Genomic DNA, 17,892 nt, shown 5'->3' on the forward strand with positions numbered 1-17,892 from the left:
CGGATCTCCGGCTCGGTGCGATTATGCACTTACCGAACGCGACCCCCGGCAAACCCCGCGGCGCTCAGTCGCCCTCCCTGCGGTCCCGCGTGGCCAGCAGCCGGCGCAGCGAGTACAGCCGCGCCGGGTCGGCGTGGCCCTCCGCCACGTACGCGTCCAGCGCGCAGTCCGGCTCGTCGTGGCTGCACGCGCGCGGGCAGCCCTCGGTGCCCGGCTCCAGGTCCGGGAAGGCGTGGATCACCCGGGAGGGATCGATGTGCGCCAGGCCGAAGGAGCGCACGCCCGGGGTGTCGATGACCCAGTCGGCCGCCCCGGTGAGGGGCAGCGCGAGGGCGGAGGTGGTGGTGTGGCGGCCGCGGCCCGTCACTGCGTTGACATGGCCGGTCGTACGCCGCAGGTCCGCCGGGACGAGCGCGTTGACCAGGGTCGTCTTGCCCACGCCCGAGTGGCCCACGAACGCGGTGACCCGGCCGGCCAGGTACTCGCGCACCCGGTCGGCGGCGTCCTCGTTCCGCAGTTCCTCCCGGCTGGTGACGACGTACGGGATGTCGAGCGCGCCGTACAGCTCCAGCAGCTTGTCCGGCGGGGCCAGGTCGGACTTCGTCATCACCAGCAGCGGCTCCAGGCCGCCGGCGTAGGCCGCCACCAGGCAGCGGTCGATCAGGCGCGGGCGCGGCTCGGGGTCGGCGAGGGCCGTGACGATCGCCAGCTGGTCGGCGTTGGCCACGACCACCCGCTCGAAGGGGTCGTCGTCGTCCGCGGTGCGGCGCAGCACCGAGGTGCGCTCCTCGATGCGCACGATCCGCGCGAGGGTGTCCTTGTTGCCGGACAGATCGCCGACCAGGGCCACCCGGTCGCCCACGACGGCCGCCTTGCGGCCCAGTTCCCGGGCCTTCATGGCCATCACGGTCCGGTCCTCGACCAGGCAGGTCAGCCGGCCCCGGTCGACGGTGAGGACCATGCCCTCGGCGGCGTCCTCGTGCTTGGGCCTGATGTTGGTACGCGGCCGGTTGCCCTTGCGGTTGGGACGGCTGCGGATGTCGTCCTCGTCTGTGTGCTTGCCGTAGCGGCGCATGATCCCAGTCCGCCCGTCAGTTCCCCAGCATCCCGGTCCACAACTCGGGGAAGTCCGGCAGGGTCTTCGCCGTCGTCGCCACGTTCTCGATCCGCACGCCCTCGATGACGAGGCCGATGATCGCACCGGCGGTGGCCATGCGGTGGTCCTCGTAGGTGTGGAACACCCCGCCGTGCAGCGGGCGCGGGCGGATGTGCAGGCCGTCGGCCGTCTCGGCGACGTCGCCGCCGAGTTCGTTGATCTCCTTGGTGAGCGCGGCCAGCCGGTCCGTCTCGTGCAGCCGCAGATGGGCCACGCCCCGCAGGGTCGAGGGGGAGTCGGCGAGCGCGGCGACCGCGGCGATGCCCGGGGTCAGCTCACCGACGTCGCTCAGGTCGACGTCGATGCCGTGCACGGCGCCCGAGCCGGTGAACACCAGCCCGAACTCGGTCAGCTCGCAGGAGCCGCCCATCTCGGTGAAGATCTCGCGCAGTCGGTCACCGGGCTGGGTGGTCCGCTCCGGCCAGTCCGGGATCAGCACCTTGCCACCGGTGACCAGGGCCGCCGCCAGGAACGGCTGGGCGTTGGACAGGTCCGGCTCGATCGTGAGGTCCCGCCCGAGCAGGGCACCCGGCGTCACTCGCCACACGTTCGGCTCGCCGCCCGACTCCGGGGTGTCCACCTGGGCGCCTACCGCGCGCAGCATGTCCACGGTCATCCGGATGTGCGGCACGGAGGGCAGGGAGGCCCCGGTGTGGCGGACCTCGACACCCTGGTTGAAGCGCGGGCCGGACAGCAGCAGCGCCGAGACGAACTGGGACGACGAGGAGGCGTCGATCGACACCGGACCACCGTCCAGCGCCCCGGCGCCGTGCACGGTCAGCGGCAGCGCGCCCCGGCCGTCGTCGTCGATCCGGGCGCCGAGCACCCGCAGCGCGTCGATCACGCCGTTGAGGGGACGCTCGTACGACCGCGGGTCCCCGTCGAACCGGATCGGGCCGTCGGCCAGCGTGGCCACCGGCGGCAGGAAGCGCATCACCGTGCCGGCGTTGCCGACGTCGACCGTGGCCGGACCGTGCAGGCCGGTGGGCAGCACGCGCCAGGCCTCACCGGAGCCGTCCGGGCCGACCCCCTCCTCGATCTCCACGCCCATGGCCCGCAGGGCGCCGGCCATCAGCAGGGTGTCGCGGGAGCGCAGTGGACGGCGCAGCCAGCCGGGCTCGGAGGCGAGGGCGGCCAGCACGAGGGCTCGGTTGGTCACCGACTTGGACCCGGGCACGTGGACCGTCGCGTCGACGGCTCCGCTCGCGTGCGGGGCGGGCCAGAGGGCGGGGTGGGCGGTGTTCGGGGCCATGGGGCCACTTTATAAGGAGGGCCCGGTATCAACCTTCCAGCAGCCAGCGGCCCCCGCCGATCAAGGAGCACAGGGACACCGCGTGGAACAGGAACAGCCACAGGCCGGCCGGTACGTGCGTCAGGCGGGACAGCTGGTCGGCGTCGGAGTCGCCCGCGCCTCCGCGCATCCGCTTGGCCTGCAGCTCGAACGGCGGCCGTACCCCGCCGAGCAGCAGGAACCACACCACCGCGTACGCGAACGCCGCCTGCACCTGCGGCCCCGCGAGCCACGACACCAGCAGGAAGGCACCGCCTGTCAGCACCACGGTCAGTACCCCGTAAGCGTTGCGGATCATCACCAGCATGACGACCAGCAGGGCGGTCGCCGCCCACAGCAGCAGGGTGATGCGGCCGGCGGCCAGCAGCGCGGCACCGCCCAGGCCCAGCAGCGAGGGCGCCGTGTACCCCGCCGCCGCGGTGAGGATCATGCCCAGGCCGTACGGCCTGCCCCGGCTGACCGTGAGGCCGCTGGTGTCGGAGTGCAGGCGGATGCCGGTGAGCTGCCGGCCGGTGACCAGCGCCACCAGACCGTGTCCGCCCTCGTGCGCGATGGTGATGGCGTTGCGCGCTATGCGCCACAGAGTGTGCGGTACGACGACGGCGAGCGCGGCGACGCCTGTGGCCAGCACCACCCACAGGTCGGGATCGGGCTGGGTGCCGGTGAGCCGGTCCCAGAGGCCGGGCAGCGCGAGGGCGGCGAGGCTGTCCATGTGACTGAGTGGCTCCCTGTAGTGGTACGGAGTCTGGCAGTGTGGCACGTATGTGCGGACGGTATGCATCCAGTCGTGGGCCCGAGGATCTCGCGGGAATCTTTGAGATCGAGAAGTGGGAGCCGAAGGAGACCCTGGAGCCGGACTACAACGTGGCTCCCACCAAGGAGGTCTACGCCGTCCTGGACCGTCCGTTGAAAGACGCCGCGGACCCGCGTCCGGTTCGGCAGCTGCGCAGGCTGAAGTGGGGCCTGGTGCCCTCCTGGTCCAAGACGCCCGAGGGCGGCGCCCGGATGATCAACGCGCGCGCCGAGACCGTGCACGAGAAGCCCGCCTACCGCCGCGCCTTCGCCGCCCGGCGCTGCATCCTGCCCGCCGACGGCTACTACGAGTGGGTCACCGGCACCCAGGAGCGCGAACTGGAGGTCGAGGGGAAGAAGAAGCGGCCGCGCAAGCAGCCGTACTTCGTGCTGCCCGCCGACGGCTCGGTCTTCGCGATGGCCGGCCTGTACGAGTTCTGGCGGGATGGGACCCTGCCCGACGACCACCCGCGCGCCTGGTGGGTCACCTGCTCGGTGATCACCACGGAGGCGGAGCGGACCCCGCTGGCCGTCGCCCCCGCCGAAGGACCGCACTCCCTGGCCGACATCCACCCCCGCATGCCGCTCATGCTCACCCCGGACCGCTGGGACGCCTGGCTCGACCCCTCCCGCACGGACCCGGACCGCCTGCGCGAGCTGCTCGACCCGCCCCCGCACGGCCTGATGCGCGCCTATCCGGTCTCCACCGCCGTCAGCAACGTCCGCAACGGCGGCCCGGAGCTGCTGAAGGAGCTGGAGGCCCCGGAAGTCGGCACACTCTTCTGACGTGACCACCATGACCACACAGACCGTCCCCACAGCCGCCGGCGACGCCCGGATCACCTGGCACCGGGCGGACGGGCCCCGGCTCGTCCTCGCGGTGAGCCATGGCGCCGGGGGCGGCATCGAGGCCCGCGACCTCCAGGCGCTCGCCCGGGTGCTCCCCGGGCACGGAGTGACCGTGGCCCTCGTCGAGCAGCCCTGGCGGGTGGCCGGCAAGAAGCTCGCGCCCGCACCGAAGACCCTGGACACCGGCTGGCGCGGCCTGTGGCCCGCGCTGGCGGCGCCAGGACTGCCCGTCGTCTCCGGCGGCCGCAGCGCGGGCGCCCGGGTCGCCTGCCGCACCGCCGCCGAGCTGGGCGCGCACGCCGTGCTCGCGCTGAGCTTCCCGCTGCACCCGCCGGGCAGGCCGGAGAAGTCCCGCGCCGCGGAACTGCTCGGCGCCGGGGTGCCCACCCTGGTCGTGCAGGGCGGGAACGATCCCTTCGGCAGGCCGGCGGAGTTCCCCGAGGGAGCCCATCGGTTGATCGAGGTGCCCCGCGGCGATCACGGGTTCGCCGTCCCCAAGCACGCGGAGATCACCCAGGAGCGGGCGCTGGAGATCATCACCGACGGCGTCGTGGAGTGGGTCGGCTCACTCAGGTGACCCGGGAATGCCCGGCGACGGGGCGCTGTTGAGGCGGACAGAAGTGCTGAGGGATCAGCGCCGACGTCGTAGGAGAGGAAGTCCGCCGCATGGGTTCGACGTACTGCCCGAGCCGCAGCAGCCGCGCTGACCTGGACTGGACGGTGCTGCACGCGGCCAGGACCGCTCCTATTCGAGCGGCGGCAGGTACGGGTCGTGTTCTATCCTCCGAAACAGGTGGGACCGGTTTCGGTCCCGCCCGGGAACTTGAGGAGGTGGGTCCGGTCACCGGTACCGACGCAGGGACCGACAACGGCCAGGCGGAGCAGCCCGAGGGCCAGGGCATGAGCGCGGCCTCGGAGACCGGCTCCGAGTCGACCGCGGAGCGCAGCGCGCGCTTCGAGCGGGACGCGCTCGAATACCTCGACCAGATGTACTCGGCCGCCCTGCGCATGACGCGCAACCCGGCCGACGCCGAGGACCTGGTGCAGGAGACCTACGCCAAGGCGTACGGGTCCTTCCACCAGTTCCGCGAGGGCACCAACCTCAAGGCGTGGCTGTACCGGATCCTGACCAACACCTTCATCAACTCGTACCGCAAGAAGCAGCGCGAGCCCCAGCGCAGCGCGGCCGAGGAGATCGAGGACTGGCAGCTCGCCCGCGCCGAGTCGCACATGTCGACGGGTCTGCGCTCCGCCGAGTCGCAGGCGCTCGACCACCTCCCCGATTCGGACGTGAAGGAAGCGCTGCAGGCGATCCCCGAGGAGTTCCGCATCGCCGTCTACCTCGCGGACGTGGAGGGCTTTGCGTACAAGGAGATCGCGGACATCATGGGGACACCCATCGGTACGGTGATGTCCCGGCTGCACCGGGGCCGCCGTCAGCTGCGCGGCATGCTGGAGGACTACGCCCGCGAACGCGGACTGGTCCCGGCGGGCGCCGGAGAGTCGAACGAAGCGAAAGGCTCGGGCTCATGAGCTGCGGAGAGCCGCACGAGACGGACTGCAGTGAGGTCCTCGACCACCTCTACGAGTTCCTCGACAGCGAGATGCCGGACATCGATCGCGACAAGTTCCAGCACCACTTCGAGGAATGCTCGCCGTGCCTGGAGAAGTACGGCCTGGAGCAGGCCGTGAAGAAGCTCGTCAAGCGGTGCTGCGGCCATGACGACGTGCCCGCCGACCTGCGCGCCAAGGTCATGGGGCGGATCGACCTGATCCGCTCCGGGCAGACCGTCCCCGAGCACGACGTCACCAAGGCGCCCGCCACCCCGGTGACACCGCAGGAGTCCTGACCCGCGCCCTCCGGCCGGTCGCCCTTGTCACCCGAACGTGCTAATCCTCGGGTCATGGGCCCCCGGACCCCCCGAATCCCGCCCTAGGCTCCGAGCCTGCACCGGCACGGTCGGGGGAGGGCGCGATGGAGGCGGCGGTTCCGGCGAGAGCGCAAGGCTATGTGGCCTGTGTCGCCCTGCTCGCCGCGCTCTGTGTCCTGCCCCTGCACGCCACCCGCACGCCCTGGTGGGCGCTGGCCCTGCTCGCCGCGCTGTACGCGGCCTGCGAGCACGTCGTACGGCGCCGCTTCGGCGGAACGTTCTACCCGGTGCTGCTCGCCGGCGCCTTCCTGCTGCCGCCGACCGCCGCCGCGCTGGTCCCGCTGCCGGCCGCCCTGCTCGCCCATGTCGAGCACCGGCCGGTGCTGCCCCGGCGCGTCTGGCGGGCCGCGCAGCCGGTGCTCGCCGTGTGGGCCGCGGCCCAGGTCCACTGGGCGCTCGGCGGCCGGGACGCCGTCGTGGCCCACGCCTTCCCCTACGCCCTCGTACCCGCGGGGGCGGCCGTGCTCGCCTTCTGCGTGGTGCTCACCACGCTCGACGGCGGCGTCCTCGTCGTGGCCGAGCGGGTGCCGGCGCGCAGGGCCTGGCGCGGGCTGCTGTCCCGCTCGCTGGCACCGGTCGCGGTGCACGGGCTCGCCGGGCTGATGATGGCCGTGCTGTGGCGCAGCCGGTACGGCCCCGTCTCCGCGCTGCTCGTGCTGCTGCCGATGTGCGTCTCCTGCTGGGTCTTCGCCCAGTACCACCGGGAGCGGGCCGCCCACCAGGCCACCATCCGCGCCCTGGTGCAGGCCGTCGACATCAAGGACGGCTACACCCGCGGCCACAGCGAGCGGGTCGGCCGGGCCTCGGTGCTGATCGCCCGCGAACTCGGCCTGGACGACGAACGCGTCGAGGTGCTGCGCTTCGCCGGCATCCTGCACGACGTCGGCAAACTCGGCGTCCCCACCCGGCTGCTGCGCAAGGACGGCCCGCTGACCCCCGAGGAGCGGCGGATCATCGAGCTGCACCCGGAGTACGGCCACGAGATGGTCCGCGGGATCTCCTTCCTCGGCGAGGCCCGCGCGGCGATCCTGCACCACCACGAACGGCTCGACGGCAGCGGCTACCCGTACGGGCTGGCGGGCGGTCAGATCCCCGAGTGCGCCCGTGTGGTCGCCGTCGCCGACGCCTTCGACGCGATGACCTCCACCCGGTCCTACAGCAGGGCCCGCCCGGTGGAGGCGGCGGTCAAGGAGCTGGAGCGCTGCGCGGGCACCCACTTCGATCCGCGCATGGTCACGGCGCTCGTCCGGGCACTGCGCCGGCACGGCTGGCACCCGGCCGTCACCGCCGACGACGCCCCGCACACGGTCCCGGCCCAGCAGCGGGCCGCCGGCCGCCGCAGCGGGGCACACCGGTGACCGCCCTCCGGCTCATCCACGCCTGCGCCGCCCTCACCGCCGCCGTCTGTCTCGCCCTCACCCTGTGGACCGGCATCGACGACCCGGGCGTCGCGCTGGCCTTCGGCGTGCTCATAGCCGTCGGCGAGCTGACCCGGTGGTCCGGCACCGGGGCGCGCCGGACCGCGCCGCTGGGCACCGCCGGGTCGCTGTCGTACGCCCTGCTGGGGCCCGACGCCGGGCATCCCACCGGGCACGGCGCCGCGCAGGTCGTCACCGTCGTCCTCGCCGCCTCCCTGCTCGGCGGCGTCCCGCACATCTGGTGCGGCCGCACTCCCACCCTCGACCACCTCGCCCGCCGCGTCCTCACCGCCGGCTTCGCCGCCGTCTGCTTCCAACCCCTCTTCAACAGGGGTGCGTTCCGGAGCTGGGACGGTCCCGCCTACGCCCTGCTGCTCGTCGCGCTGCTCGTCCTCACCGCGCTCTGCGACGCCGTCCTCGCCGCCGCCCTCGCCCACTCCCGCACCCGCTGGCGCTTCGGCCCGCTGCTGCGTGAGGAACTGCGCGGACTGCTCGGCATCGGCTCCGCCGTGTGCGCGACCGGCGCGGTGATGGCGCTCGCGGTCGCCGTCGCCGGGCTGTGGGCGCTGCCCGTGTTCTGCCTGCCGCTGCTGCTGACCCAGCTCTCGGTCCGCCGCTACGCCGCCGTGCGGGCCACCTACCGGCAGACCATCGCCTCCCTCGCCCGGGCCACCGAGGTGGCCGGCTGCACCCCCGCCGGGCACGCCCGCCGGGTCGCCACGCTCAGCCGGGCCGTCGGCCGCGACCTGGGCCTGTCCCGGCCCGAGCTGACCGTGCTCGAGTACGCGGCGCTGATGCACGACATCGGCCAGCTCAGCCTCGTCGACCCGGTCCCGGCCGGAGCCACCGCCACACTTCCCCGCGAGGCGCAGCGGCGCATCGCGCTGCTCGGCGGCGCCGTCGTGCGGCAGACCGGGGTGGACGCGGCGGTCGCCACGGTCGTGGAGCGGCAGGCCGACCCGTACGCGGAGCAGCCGCTCGCCGCGCGGATCGTACGGGCCGTGAACGCCTACGAGGAGAAGGCCCGCGACGCCGGACCCGAGGGGCCGCTCATGGCCCTGGAGGAGCTGCGCCTGGCCACCGCCGGGGATTACGCTCCCGAGGTTGTCGAATCCCTTGCCCGGGTACTCTCCCAGGCGCTGTCTGACCCTGCGCGTGATGGGTAACCCATGGGTAATGAGCGCCTTTGAGGCCGTACGTGGTTGGATGCGATGGAGAGGGTGTCCGGGGGCACAAGCCAGCCCACTGTGCGGAACTGGAACTGGCAGGCGGGAATCGTGAGGATCTTCGGAAAGGGACGGCACCGGCCCTCCGCCTCCTGGCGGCAGGCCACCGACCGGGCGTTCACGCTCATCGGCGACGGCCGGTACGAGGACGCGGGCGAGCTGCTGACACGCGCCGCCGACCTGGAACCCTGGCTGGCGGAGTCCTGGTTCAACCTCGCCCTGCTGCACAAGTTCCGGCACGACTGGGAGCAGGCCCGCGCCGCCGGTCTGCGGGCGGTGGCGCTGCTGGACCGGGAGAGCGGCGCCCCGGACTGGTGGAACGTCGGCATCGCCGCGACCGCCCTGCAGGACTGGCCGCTGGCCCGCCGCGCCTGGCAGGCCTACGGGCTGCGGGTGCCCGGGGGCGCCACCGCCGCCGGCGAGCCGCTCGGCATGGACCTGGGCAGCGCGGCCGTACGGCTCTCCCCGGAGGGCGAGGCCGAGGTCGTGTGGGGCCGCAGGCTGGACCCGGCGCGGATCGAGGTGCTGTCCATTCCGCTGCCCTCGTCCGGACGGCGCTGGGGGGAGGTCGTGCTGCACGACGGCGTCCCGCACGGCGAGCGCACCACGTCCGCCGGGCATTCCTTCCCGGTGTTCGACGAGATCGAGCTGTGGGCGCCCTCGCCCGTGCCCACCTGGGTGGTGCTGCTGGAGGCGGCCACGGAGGCCGACCGGGACGCCCTGGAACAACTGGCGGCGGATGCCGGGTTCGCCGCGGAGGACTGGTCCTCCTCGGTGCGGCTGCTGTGCCGGATGTGCTCGGAGTCGCGGATGCCGTCGGACGAGGGCGACGGCGTGCACCTGGATCCCCACGACCACAGTGAACCCGGTCACCCCGGGCCGCTCGGGCACCGTACCGACGGTCAGCTCTGGGTCCCGGAGCGGGAGTGCGGGGTCGCCGCGCCGGCGCCCCTCGTCCGGGGGCTGCTCGACGGGTGGGTCGCGGACAGCCCGGACTCCAGGGACTGGCGCGATCTCGAAGAGGTGTGCTGACCACCGGTGACCGGCCACCTTTAGGCTGTACCCAGGATTTCCAAGGCTTGCAGGAAGGCATACGTCGGTCATGGCGCAGCAGGACACCGATCAGCAGCACGCGGGCGTGCTCCCCGTCGACGACGAGGGCTACGTCGTCGACACGGGGGACTGCGAGGAGCGCGAGGGGACCTGGCACGAGCGCGGCACCTCGCGGCCGATCACGGTCGTCGGCAACCCGGTGCTGCACAAGGAGTGCAAGGACGTCACCGAGTTCGGCGCGGAGCTGGACCAGCTGGTCGCCGACATGTTCGCCAGCCAGCGCACCGCCGAGGGCGTGGGCCTGGCCGCCAACCAGATCGGCGTCGACCTGAAGGTCTTCGTGTACGACTGCCAGGACGACGAGGGTGTCCGGCACGTCGGCGTGGTGTGCAACCCGAAGCTGGTCGACCTGCCCGCCGACCGGCGCAGGCTGGACGACAGCAACGAGGGCTGCCTGTCCGTGCCCACGGCGTACGCGGCGCTCGCGCGTCCCGACTACGCCGAGGTGACCGGCCAGGACGAGAAGGGCAACCCGATCAAGGTCCGCGGCACCGGCTACTTCGCACGCTGTTTGCAGCACGAGACCGATCACCTCTACGGCTACCTCTACATCGACCGCCTGTCCAAGCGTGACCGCAAGGACGCGCTGCGGCAGATGGCCGAGAACGAGCCACGCTACCCCGTGGTCGCCAACGACTGAGCCGGTCGGCCGGAACCCCGGCCACCGCGCAGAGCAGCGACGACGTCCGTCACGACGCCCGTTCGGGATCCGTCCCGAACGGGCGTCGTTCATTTGTTCGTCGTACGAATCCCGGCAACCTGGGGTGGTGATTGAAGCAAATCCGTTCCCTCGACGGTCAGTTGTGGTGCTGAATGGGAAGTGCGGGGATACGCAACGGCGCACGCCCGGCACGACAAGGAGGGCTGTGCGCGCCTGGCGGCTGAGAGGGGACAGTTCGTGCACGCTTTCTCACGCGGCACCACATCGACGACCTCGGTGGCGGTACCGCCGTCTCTCGCACTTCCGGTGATCGAGGACTCCTTTCCACGACAACTCCACCCGTATTGGCCGAAGCTCCAGGAGAAGACCCGGCAGTGGCTGCTCGAAAAGCGGCTCATGCCGGCGGACAAGGTGCGGGAATATGCCGATGGCCTGTGCTACACCGACCTCATGGCGGGGTACTACACCGACGCCCCCGACGAGGTCCTGCAGGCCATCACCGACTACAGCGCCTGGTTCTTCGTCTGGGACGACCGCCACGACCGTGACATCGTCCACGGCCGGGCCGCCGACTGGCGGCGCCTGCGCCACCGGCTGCACGCGGCCCTCGACGCGCCCCGGCAGCACCTGGGCCATCCCGACCCGGTGGTCGCGGGACTCGCGGACAGCGTGCTGCGGCTGTTCTCGTTCCTGCCGCACACCTGGAACCAGCGCTTCACCCGGCACTTCCACACGGTGATCGACGCCTACGACCGCGAGTTCCACAACCGCACCCGGGCATATGTCCCGCAGGTCGAGGAGTACCTCGCCCTGCGGCGGCTCACCTTCGCCCACTGGATATGGACGGACCTCCTGGAACCGAGCGCCGGACTCGAACTCCCTGACACCGTACGGAAAAACCCGTCCTATCGCCGTCCGGCACTGCTGAGCCAGGAATTCGCCGCCTGGTACAACGACCTCTGCTCACTGCCCAAGGAAATCGCGGGCGACGAGGTGCACAATCTCGGAATCAGTCTCGTCACACATCAGGGGCTGACCCTCGAGGAGGCGGTGGAGGAAATCAGGCGGCGCGTCGAGGAATGCATCGACGAATTCCTCGGCGCCGAACGCGAGGCACTGCGGTTCGCCGACGAACTCGCCGACGACGGCACGGTCTCCGGAAAGGAACTCGGCGCCGCCGTCCGCGCCTGTGTCGGCAATATGCGGAACTGGTTCAGCTCCGTCTACTGGTTCCACCACGAGTCGGGCCGGTACCGGGTCGACAGCTGGGAGGACCGGTCCACGCCCCCGTACGTCAACAACGAAGCGGCAGGTGAGAAATGACCGTCGAGTCCGTGAAGCCCCAGACAGTCGAGACGGCGGAACCGCGCGAGGCGCCCCTGGCCGGCGGCGCCGTCCCGGTCCTCGGCCACGGCCTGAAACTGGTCCGCGACCCGCTCGCCTTCATGTCCGGGTTGCGCGCGCACGGTGACGTGGTGCGTCTGAAGCTCGGCCCCAAGACGGTGTACGCCGTCACCACCCCCGCGCTCACCGGCGCGCTCGCGCTCAGCACCGACTACCGGATCGACGGGCCGCTGTGGGAGTCCCTGGAGGGCCTGCTCGGCAAGGAGGGCGTGGCCACCGCCAACGGCCCCCGGCACCGGCGCCAGCGGCGCACGATCCAGCCCGCGTTCCGGCTCGACGCGATCCCCGCGTACGGGCCGGTCATGGAGGAGGAGGCGCACGCGCTGACCGAGCGCTGGCGGCCCGGCGAGACCGTCGACTGCACCTCGGAGTCCTTCCGGGTCGCGGTGCGCGTCGCCGCCCGCTGCCTGCTGCGCGGCGAGTACATGGACGAGCGCGCCGAGCGGCTGAGCGCCGACCTCGCCACCGTCTTCCGCGGTATGTACCGCAGGATGGCCGTCCCGCTCGGACCGCTGTACCGGCTGCCGTTCCCGGCCAACCGTGAATTCAACCGGGCATTGGCCGATTTGCATCTCCTGGTCGACGAGATCGTCGCCGAGCGGAGGGCATCTGGTCAAAAGCCGGACGATTTGCTGACGGCATTGCTGGAGGCGAAGGACGACAATGGCGAGCCCATCGGGGAACAGGAGATCCACGACCAGGTGGTGGCGATAGTCACCCCGGGCAGCGAAACGGTCGCCTCCACGATCATGTGGCTGCTCCAGGTGCTCGCGGAACACCCGGAACACGCGGAGCAGGTGCGCGCCGAGGTCGAATCCGTGACCGGAGGCCGACCCGTCGGATTCGAGCACGTCCGCCGGCTCACGCACACCAACAATGTCGTCGTCGAGGCCATGCGGCTGCGGCCCGCCGTATGGATTCTGACGCGGCGCGCGATCACCGACACCACGCTCGGCGGCTATTCGATTCCGGCGGGCGCGGACATCGTCTACAGCCCGTACGCCATCCAGCGTGACGCCCGCTCCTACGGCGACCACCTCGACTTCGACCCCGACCGCTGGCTGCCGGAGCGGGTCAAGGAGGTGCCGAAGTACGCGATGAGCCCCTTCAGCGTCGGCAACCGCAAGTGCCCGAGCGACCACTTCTCCATGGCCCAGCTGACCCTGATCACCGCGGCGATCTCGGCGAAGTACCGCTTCGAGCAGGTCGGTGGGTCGAACGACACCACCCGGGTGGGCATCACGCTCCGGCCGCAGAAGCTGCTGCTGAAGCCGGTGCCCTGGTAGGCCGCCGCTGCCGGCGCGCTCAGGCGGCCTCGGGGCCGCGGAACGCGCGCCGGTAGGCGTTCGGGGTCGTGCCGAGGGCGCGGACGAACTGGTGGCGCAGCGCCGCGGCCGTACCGAAGCCGGTGCGGTAGGCGATGGCGTCCATGGTCTCGTCGGTGCCCTCCAGCAACTCCTGTGCCAGCAGCACCCGCTGGCGCAGCAGCCAGCGGTAGGGGGTCGTCCCCGTCTCCTGCTGGAAGCGGCGGGCGAAGGTGCGCGGGGCCATGTGGGCGCGGGCGGCGAGCTGTTCGACGGTCACCTCCTGGTCGAGGTGCTCCTCCATCCACACCAGCACCTCGCCCACCGTGTCGCACGGGGTCTCGGGCAGCGGCCGCTCGATGTACTGCGCCTGTCCGCCGTCCCGGTGCGGTGGCACCACCATCCGCCGGGCGATCTTCTTCGCCACCTCCGGGCCCTGCTCCTTGCGCACGAGGTGCAGACAGGCGTCGATGCCGGCCGCGGTGCCGGCGGAGGTGATCACCGGGTCCTCGTCGACGTAGAGGACGTCGGGTTCGATGAGCGCCCGGGGGTTGCGCAGCGCCAGCTCCCTCGCCTGCCGCCAGTGCACACTGCACCGCCGCCCGTCGAGCAGTCCGGCGGCGCCGAGAACGAACACGCCCGAGCACACGCTGAGCACCCGGGTGCCCCGCTCCACGGCCCGCACCAGGGCGTCGAGCAGGGCGGGCGGGTACTCCCGGGTCACGTAGTCGCTCCCGGCCGGCACCGCGATCAGGTCGGCCTCCTCCAGCCGCTCCAGACCGTACGGCGTCGACACGGTGAGCCCGCCGACATGGGTGCTCAGCGCCGGGCCCTCCGCGGAGACCACGGCGAAGTCGTACACCGGCAGCCCCTCGTCACTGCGGTCGATGCCGAACACCTCGCACACCACCCCCAGCTCGAAGGGATGCACGCCGTCCAGCAGCACTGCCGCCACGTTCCTCAGCATGCCGCCAGTGTGCCCCGAAGCTGGCAGTAAATCGAGGGTGTGCGGCAGTCCTGCCACTGTCGGTAAGGAGCATCACGCGTGACAGTGGTGTCATGACCGGAAACCAGATCGAAGGCCTGATCGGAATGCTCACCACCCTCGGCATCCTGGTCCTCCTGATCCTCCCGTCCGTCCTCGGCATCGCCCGCGACAGGCGAGTCGACCGACAGCTCAGGGAGGCTCAGGAGGCCCGGGGTGCGAAGAGCCGGGAGAAGGAGGCTCAGAAGTCCTCGTCCAGGTCGACCGTGCCCTCCACGGCCACCTGGTACGCCGACGGGCGGCGCTCGAAGAAGTTCGTCAGTTCCTGAACGCCCTGCAACTCCATGAACGAGAACGGGTTCTCCGAGCCGTACACCGGAGCGAAGCCCAGGCGCGTCAGGCGCTGGTCGGCGACGCACTCCAGGTACTGCCGCATCGACTCGGTGTTCATGCCCGGGAGGCCGTCACCGCACAGGTCGCGCGCGAACTGCAGCTCGGCCTCGACGGCCTCCCGCAGCATGTCTGTGACCTGCCCGCGCAGCTCGTCGTCGAACAGGTCCGGCTCCTCCTTGCGGACGGTGTCGACCACTTCGAAGGCGAACGACATGTGCATCGTCTCGTCGCGGAACACCCAGTTGGTGCCGGTGGCCAGACCGTGCAGCAGACCCCGGCTGCGGAACCAGTAGACGTACGCGAAGGCGCCGTAGAAGAACAGGCCCTCGATGCACGCGGCGAAGCAGATGAGGTTCAGCAGGAAGCGGCGGCGGTCGGCCCTGGACTCCAGCCGGTCCAGCTTCTCGACCTCGTTGATCCACTTGAAGCAGAACTCGGCCTTCTCCCGGATGGAGGGGATGTTCTCCACCGCCGCGAACGCCGCCGTCCGGTCGTCCGGGTCGGGCAGATAGGTGTCCAGCAGCGTCAGGTAGAACTGGACGTGGACGGCCTCCTCGAAGAGCTGGCGGCTCAGGTAGAGCCGGGCCTCGGGGGAGTTGATGTGCTTGTAGAGGGTCAGCACCAGGTTGTTCGCGACGATCGAGTCGCCCGTCGCGAAGAAGGCGACCAGACGGCCGATCAGATGCTGCTCGGCCGGCGTCAGCTTCGCCAGGTCGGCGACGTCCGAGTGGAGGTCGACCTCCTCGACGGTCCAGGTGTTCTTGATGGCGTCCCGGTAGCGCTCGTAGAAGTCCGGGTAGCGCATCGGGCGGAGAGTCAGCTCGAAGCCGGGGTCGAGCAGGTTGGTGTTACGAGTCATCACAGTCGGCGCGGAGCGCCGTCCTCCGGGGGTGGTGGTCGGGTGGTGGGCGGGAACTACTGGCAGGCCTCGCAGGACTCGGGGTTCTCGAGGGAGCAGGCGACCGCGTCGGGGTCGGTGACCTGCTGGACGGGGAGGGACGCCTGGGGCCGCGCCTGTCCCTGGGCGGCGCGGGCGATCCGGGTCGCCGGGCGGGAGCGCAGGTAGTACGTCGTCTTCAGGCCCGACTTCCAGGCGTACGAGTACATCGAGGAGAGCTTGCCGATGGTCGGCGTCTCCAGGAACAGGTTCAGCGACTGCGCCTGGTCGAGGAACGGGGTCCGCGCCGCCGCCATGTCGATCAGACCGCGCTGCGGGATCTCCCACGCCGTGCGGTACAGGGCCCGTACGTCCGCCGGGATCCAGGCGAAGTCCTGCACCGAGCCGTTGGAGTCGCGCAGCGCCTCGCGGGTGCGGGCGTCCCACACGCCCAGCTCCTTCAGGTCCTTCACCAGGTATGAGTTGACCTGCAGGAACTCGCCGGACAGCGTCTCGCGCTTGAACAGGTTGGACACCTGCGGCTCGATGCACTCGTACACGCCCGCGATGGACGCGATGGTGGCCGTGGGCGCGATGGCCAGGAGCAGCGAGTTGCGCATGCCGACCTCGGCGATCCGCTCGCGCAGGGCCGCCCAGCGCTCCGGCCAGGTGAACTCGACGCCGTAGTGGTCGGGGTGCAGGACGCCCTGGGCGGTACGGGTCTTCCGCCAGGCCGGCAGCGGGCCGTTGCGCTCGGCGAGGTTCGCGGAGGTCTCGTACGCGGCGAGCATGATCCGCTCGGCGATCCGGCAGGACAGGGCCCTGGCCTCGGGGGAGTCGAAGGGCAGCCGCAGCTTGAAGAAGACGTCCTGCAGGCCCATCGCGCCCAGGCCCACTGGACGCCAGTTGGCGTTCGACCGGCCCGCCTGCTCGGTCGGGTAGAAGTTGATGTCGACCACGCGGTCGAGGAAGGTGACGGCCGTGCGGACGGTCTCGTCGAGCCGCTCCCAGTCGAGGTCGCCGGTCGCCGTGTCCACGAAGGCGCCGAGGTTGACCGACCCCAGGTTGCAGACCGCGGTCTCGCCGTCGTCGGTGACCTCCAGGATCTCGGTGCACAGGTTGGAGGAGTGCACGACATGGCCCGCGGTCGCCGTCTGGTTGGCGGTGCGGTTGGCGGCGTCCTTGAAGGTCATCCAGCCGTTGCCGGTCTGCGCGAGGGTGCGCATCATGCGGCCGTACAGGTCCCGGGCGGGCATCGTCTTCTTCGCGAGCCCGGCGGCCTCCGCCCTGCGGTACGCGGCGTCGAACTCCTCGCCCCACAGGTCGACCAGCTCCGGCACGTCCGCCGGGGAGAACAGCGACCACCGCTCGTCGGCGTTGACCCGGCGCATGAACTCGTCCGGGATCCAGTGCGCGAGGTTCAGGTTGTGCGTACGGCGGGCGTCCTCACCGGTGTTGTCGCGCAGCTCCAGGAACTCCTCGATGTCGGAGTGCCAGGTCTCCAGGTACACCGCGGCCGCGCCCTTGCGCCGGCCGCCCTGGTTCACCGCGGCCACCGAGGCGTCCAGCGTCTTCAGGAACGGCACGATCCCGTTGGAGTGCCCGTTGGTGCCCCGGATCAGCGAACCGCGGCTGCGGATACGGGAGTACGAGAGGCCGATGCCGCCGGCGTGCTTGGAGAGGCGGGCTACCTGGTGGTAGCGGTCGTAGATGGAGTCCAGCTCGTCCAGCGGGGAGTCGAGGAGGTAGCAGGACGACATCTGCGGATGCCGGGTGCCGGAGTTGAAGAGGGTGGGGGAGGAGGGCAGGTAGTCGAGCCGGCTCATCAGCCCGTACAGCGCGGCGACTTCGTCCACGGAGCGGGCGGTGTCGTCCTCGGCCAGTCCGGCGGCGACGCGCAGCAGGAAGTACTGGGGCGTCTCGATCACCTCGCGGGTGATGGGGTGGCGGAGGAGGTAGCGGCTGTGCAGCGTGCGCAGGCCGAAGTAGCCGAAGCGGTCGTCGGCCGCCGTGTCGACCAGCGTGTCGAGCCGTTCGGCGTGCAGCCGTACGAACTCCGCGGTCCGGTCGGCGACAAGGCCCTCACGGTGGCCCACGGCGACGGACCCGGTGAAGGACGTGACGCCCTGCGAGGCGGCCTCGGCGCGGATGGAGATGGTCAGCAGCCGGGCGGCCAGCCGGGAGTAGGCGGGGTCCTCGGAGATGAGGCCGGCGGCCGCCTCGGTGGCCAGCTCGCGCAACTCCGCCTCGTCGGCCCGGGCGGACCGGCCGCGCAGCGCGGCCGCGGCGACCCGGCCGGGGTCGGCGTGGGGGAGGTCGGCGGTCAGCTCGGTCAGGGTCCGCAGCAGCGCGGCACCGGGACCGTCGGTCTCCACCGGGGCTCCGCTCGCCGGGATGACTGAAGCCGGGTCGGCTGGCGCGATGGTCACGTGGGGCTCTCCCTCGCTCGGCACGGGGCCTTGCGGAGAGCAGGGGGCAGCGCGAGCGCGCAC

General features: G+C 71.5%; 17 protein-coding genes. 11 read left to right on the forward strand and 6 right to left on the reverse strand.

What is annotated here, in order from left to right:
* Positions 1-64: 64 nt before the first annotated feature.
* From rsgA to ACFVVO_RS03620, 3 genes are read right to left on the reverse strand one after another with little or no spacing between them, the layout of a single operon-like run.
* Positions 65-1,075: a ribosome small subunit-dependent GTPase A gene (rsgA, locus tag ACFVVO_RS03610; RefSeq protein WP_390051327.1), complete on the reverse strand. Its 1,011-nt coding sequence runs from the start codon at positions 1,073-1,075 to the stop codon at positions 65-67.
* Positions 1,076-1,091: 16 nt separating this feature from the next.
* Positions 1,092-2,408: a 3-phosphoshikimate 1-carboxyvinyltransferase gene (aroA, locus tag ACFVVO_RS03615; RefSeq protein ID WP_390051329.1), complete on the reverse strand. Its 1,317-nt coding sequence runs from the start codon at positions 2,406-2,408 to the stop codon at positions 1,092-1,094.
* A 28-nt stretch (positions 2,409-2,436) separates the two neighbouring features.
* Complete coding sequence (locus tag ACFVVO_RS03620; protein WP_390051330.1) at positions 2,437-3,159, reverse strand: M50 family metallopeptidase; 723 nt, start codon at positions 3,157-3,159, stop codon at positions 2,437-2,439.
* Between the two features lie 50 nt (positions 3,160-3,209).
* Between ACFVVO_RS03620 and ACFVVO_RS03625 the strand changes: the two genes are divergently transcribed.
* From ACFVVO_RS03625 to ACFVVO_RS03670, 10 genes are all read left to right on the forward strand, one after another.
* On the forward strand, positions 3,210-4,025 hold the full coding sequence (locus tag ACFVVO_RS03625) for an SOS response-associated peptidase (protein ID WP_390051331.1): 816 nt from the start codon (positions 3,210-3,212) through the stop codon (positions 4,023-4,025).
* Between the two features lie 10 nt (positions 4,026-4,035).
* A complete protein-coding gene (locus ACFVVO_RS03630; protein WP_390051333.1) occupies positions 4,036-4,665 on the forward strand; it encodes an alpha/beta family hydrolase in 630 nt (209 codons plus the stop codon).
* Between the two features lie 254 nt (positions 4,666-4,919).
* The gene (locus tag ACFVVO_RS03635) at positions 4,920-5,621 is read left to right on the forward strand and encodes a sigma-70 family RNA polymerase sigma factor (RefSeq protein ID WP_390051334.1); all 702 of its coding nucleotides are present in this window, start codon (positions 4,920-4,922) and stop codon (positions 5,619-5,621) included.
* A complete protein-coding gene (gene rsrA, locus ACFVVO_RS03640) occupies positions 5,618-5,938 on the forward strand; it encodes a mycothiol system anti-sigma-R factor (RefSeq protein WP_390051336.1) in 321 nt (106 codons plus the stop codon). Before ACFVVO_RS03635 ends, rsrA begins: the two co-directional genes overlap by 4 nt.
* Before the next feature lie 125 nt (positions 5,939-6,063).
* Entirely contained in the window at positions 6,064-7,377 is a 1,314-nt protein-coding gene (locus ACFVVO_RS03645; RefSeq protein ID WP_390051338.1) for an HD-GYP domain-containing protein, read from the forward strand.
* Complete coding sequence (locus ACFVVO_RS03650; protein WP_390051590.1) at positions 7,287-8,603, forward strand: HD-GYP domain-containing protein; 1,317 nt, start codon at positions 7,287-7,289, stop codon at positions 8,601-8,603. The genes ACFVVO_RS03645 and ACFVVO_RS03650 overlap by 91 nt, the downstream gene beginning before the upstream one ends.
* 111 nt (positions 8,604-8,714) lie before the next feature.
* On the forward strand, positions 8,715-9,695 hold the full coding sequence (locus ACFVVO_RS03655; protein ID WP_390051340.1) for a tetratricopeptide repeat protein: 981 nt from the start codon (positions 8,715-8,717) through the stop codon (positions 9,693-9,695).
* Positions 9,696-9,765: 70 nt separating this feature from the next.
* A complete protein-coding gene (gene def, locus ACFVVO_RS03660; RefSeq protein WP_390051342.1) occupies positions 9,766-10,416 on the forward strand; it encodes a peptide deformylase in 651 nt (216 codons plus the stop codon).
* A 258-nt stretch (positions 10,417-10,674) separates the two neighbouring features.
* Positions 10,675-11,760, forward strand: a complete 1,086-nt coding sequence (gene cyc1, locus ACFVVO_RS03665) for an epi-isozizaene synthase (RefSeq protein WP_390051343.1) — start codon at positions 10,675-10,677, stop codon at positions 11,758-11,760.
* Positions 11,757-13,127, forward strand: a complete 1,371-nt coding sequence (locus ACFVVO_RS03670) for a cytochrome P450 (RefSeq protein WP_390051344.1) — start codon at positions 11,757-11,759, stop codon at positions 13,125-13,127. Before cyc1 ends, ACFVVO_RS03670 begins: the two co-directional genes overlap by 4 nt.
* Positions 13,128-13,146: 19 nt before the next feature.
* On the opposite strand, the gene ACFVVO_RS03675 is transcribed toward ACFVVO_RS03670, so the two are convergent.
* Positions 13,147-14,112 carry a helix-turn-helix domain-containing protein gene (locus ACFVVO_RS03675; RefSeq protein WP_390051346.1) on the reverse strand — a complete coding sequence of 322 codons (966 nt, stop codon included), beginning with the start codon at positions 14,110-14,112 and terminating at the stop codon, positions 13,147-13,149.
* 92 nt (positions 14,113-14,204) lie between these two features.
* Here ACFVVO_RS03675 and ACFVVO_RS03680 point away from each other — a divergent pair, with 92 nt between their 5' ends.
* On the forward strand, positions 14,205-14,459 hold the full coding sequence (locus ACFVVO_RS03680) for a hypothetical protein (protein ID WP_390051347.1): 255 nt from the start codon (positions 14,205-14,207) through the stop codon (positions 14,457-14,459).
* Here the strand turns inward: ACFVVO_RS03680 and ACFVVO_RS03685 are convergent.
* Positions 14,372-15,382, reverse strand: a complete 1,011-nt coding sequence (locus tag ACFVVO_RS03685) for a ribonucleotide-diphosphate reductase subunit beta (protein ID WP_390051348.1) — start codon at positions 15,380-15,382, stop codon at positions 14,372-14,374. The genes ACFVVO_RS03680 and ACFVVO_RS03685 overlap by 88 nt on opposite strands.
* 56 nt (positions 15,383-15,438) lie before the next feature.
* The gene (locus ACFVVO_RS03690) at positions 15,439-17,829 is read right to left on the reverse strand and encodes a ribonucleoside-diphosphate reductase subunit alpha (protein WP_390051350.1); all 2,391 of its coding nucleotides are present in this window, start codon (positions 17,827-17,829) and stop codon (positions 15,439-15,441) included.
* Between the last annotated feature and the right edge of the window lie 63 nt (positions 17,830-17,892).

The sequence above is a fragment of the Streptomyces sp. NPDC058145 genome, assembly GCF_042884245.1.
Classification (GTDB): Bacteria; Actinomycetota; Actinomycetes; order Streptomycetales; family Streptomycetaceae; genus Streptomyces.

Excerpts from the sequence above, each read along its gene's own strand:
- rsgA (WP_390051327.1), bottom strand. The coding sequence starts at position 1,075 with ATGCGCCGCTACGGCAAGCACACAGACGAGGACGACATCCGCAGCCGT.
- aroA (WP_390051329.1), bottom strand. The coding sequence starts at position 2,408 with ATGGCCCCGAACACCGCCCACCCCGCCCTCTGGCCCGCCCCGCACGCG.
- ACFVVO_RS03620 (WP_390051330.1), bottom strand. The coding sequence starts at position 3,159 with ATGGACAGCCTCGCCGCCCTCGCGCTGCCCGGCCTCTGGGACCGGCTC.
- ACFVVO_RS03625 (WP_390051331.1), top strand. The coding sequence starts at position 3,210 with ATGTGCGGACGGTATGCATCCAGTCGTGGGCCCGAGGATCTCGCGGGA.
- ACFVVO_RS03630 (WP_390051333.1), top strand. The coding sequence starts at position 4,036 with ATGACCACACAGACCGTCCCCACAGCCGCCGGCGACGCCCGGATCACC.
- rsrA (WP_390051336.1), top strand. The coding sequence starts at position 5,618 with ATGAGCTGCGGAGAGCCGCACGAGACGGACTGCAGTGAGGTCCTCGAC.
- ACFVVO_RS03645 (WP_390051338.1), top strand. The coding sequence starts at position 6,064 with ATGGAGGCGGCGGTTCCGGCGAGAGCGCAAGGCTATGTGGCCTGTGTC.
- def (WP_390051342.1), top strand. The coding sequence starts at position 9,766 with ATGGCGCAGCAGGACACCGATCAGCAGCACGCGGGCGTGCTCCCCGTC.
- ACFVVO_RS03670 (WP_390051344.1), top strand. The coding sequence starts at position 11,757 with ATGACCGTCGAGTCCGTGAAGCCCCAGACAGTCGAGACGGCGGAACCG.
- ACFVVO_RS03675 (WP_390051346.1), bottom strand. The coding sequence starts at position 14,112 with ATGCTGAGGAACGTGGCGGCAGTGCTGCTGGACGGCGTGCATCCCTTC.
- ACFVVO_RS03680 (WP_390051347.1), top strand. The coding sequence starts at position 14,205 with ATGACCGGAAACCAGATCGAAGGCCTGATCGGAATGCTCACCACCCTC.
- ACFVVO_RS03685 (WP_390051348.1), bottom strand. The coding sequence starts at position 15,382 with ATGACTCGTAACACCAACCTGCTCGACCCCGGCTTCGAGCTGACTCTC.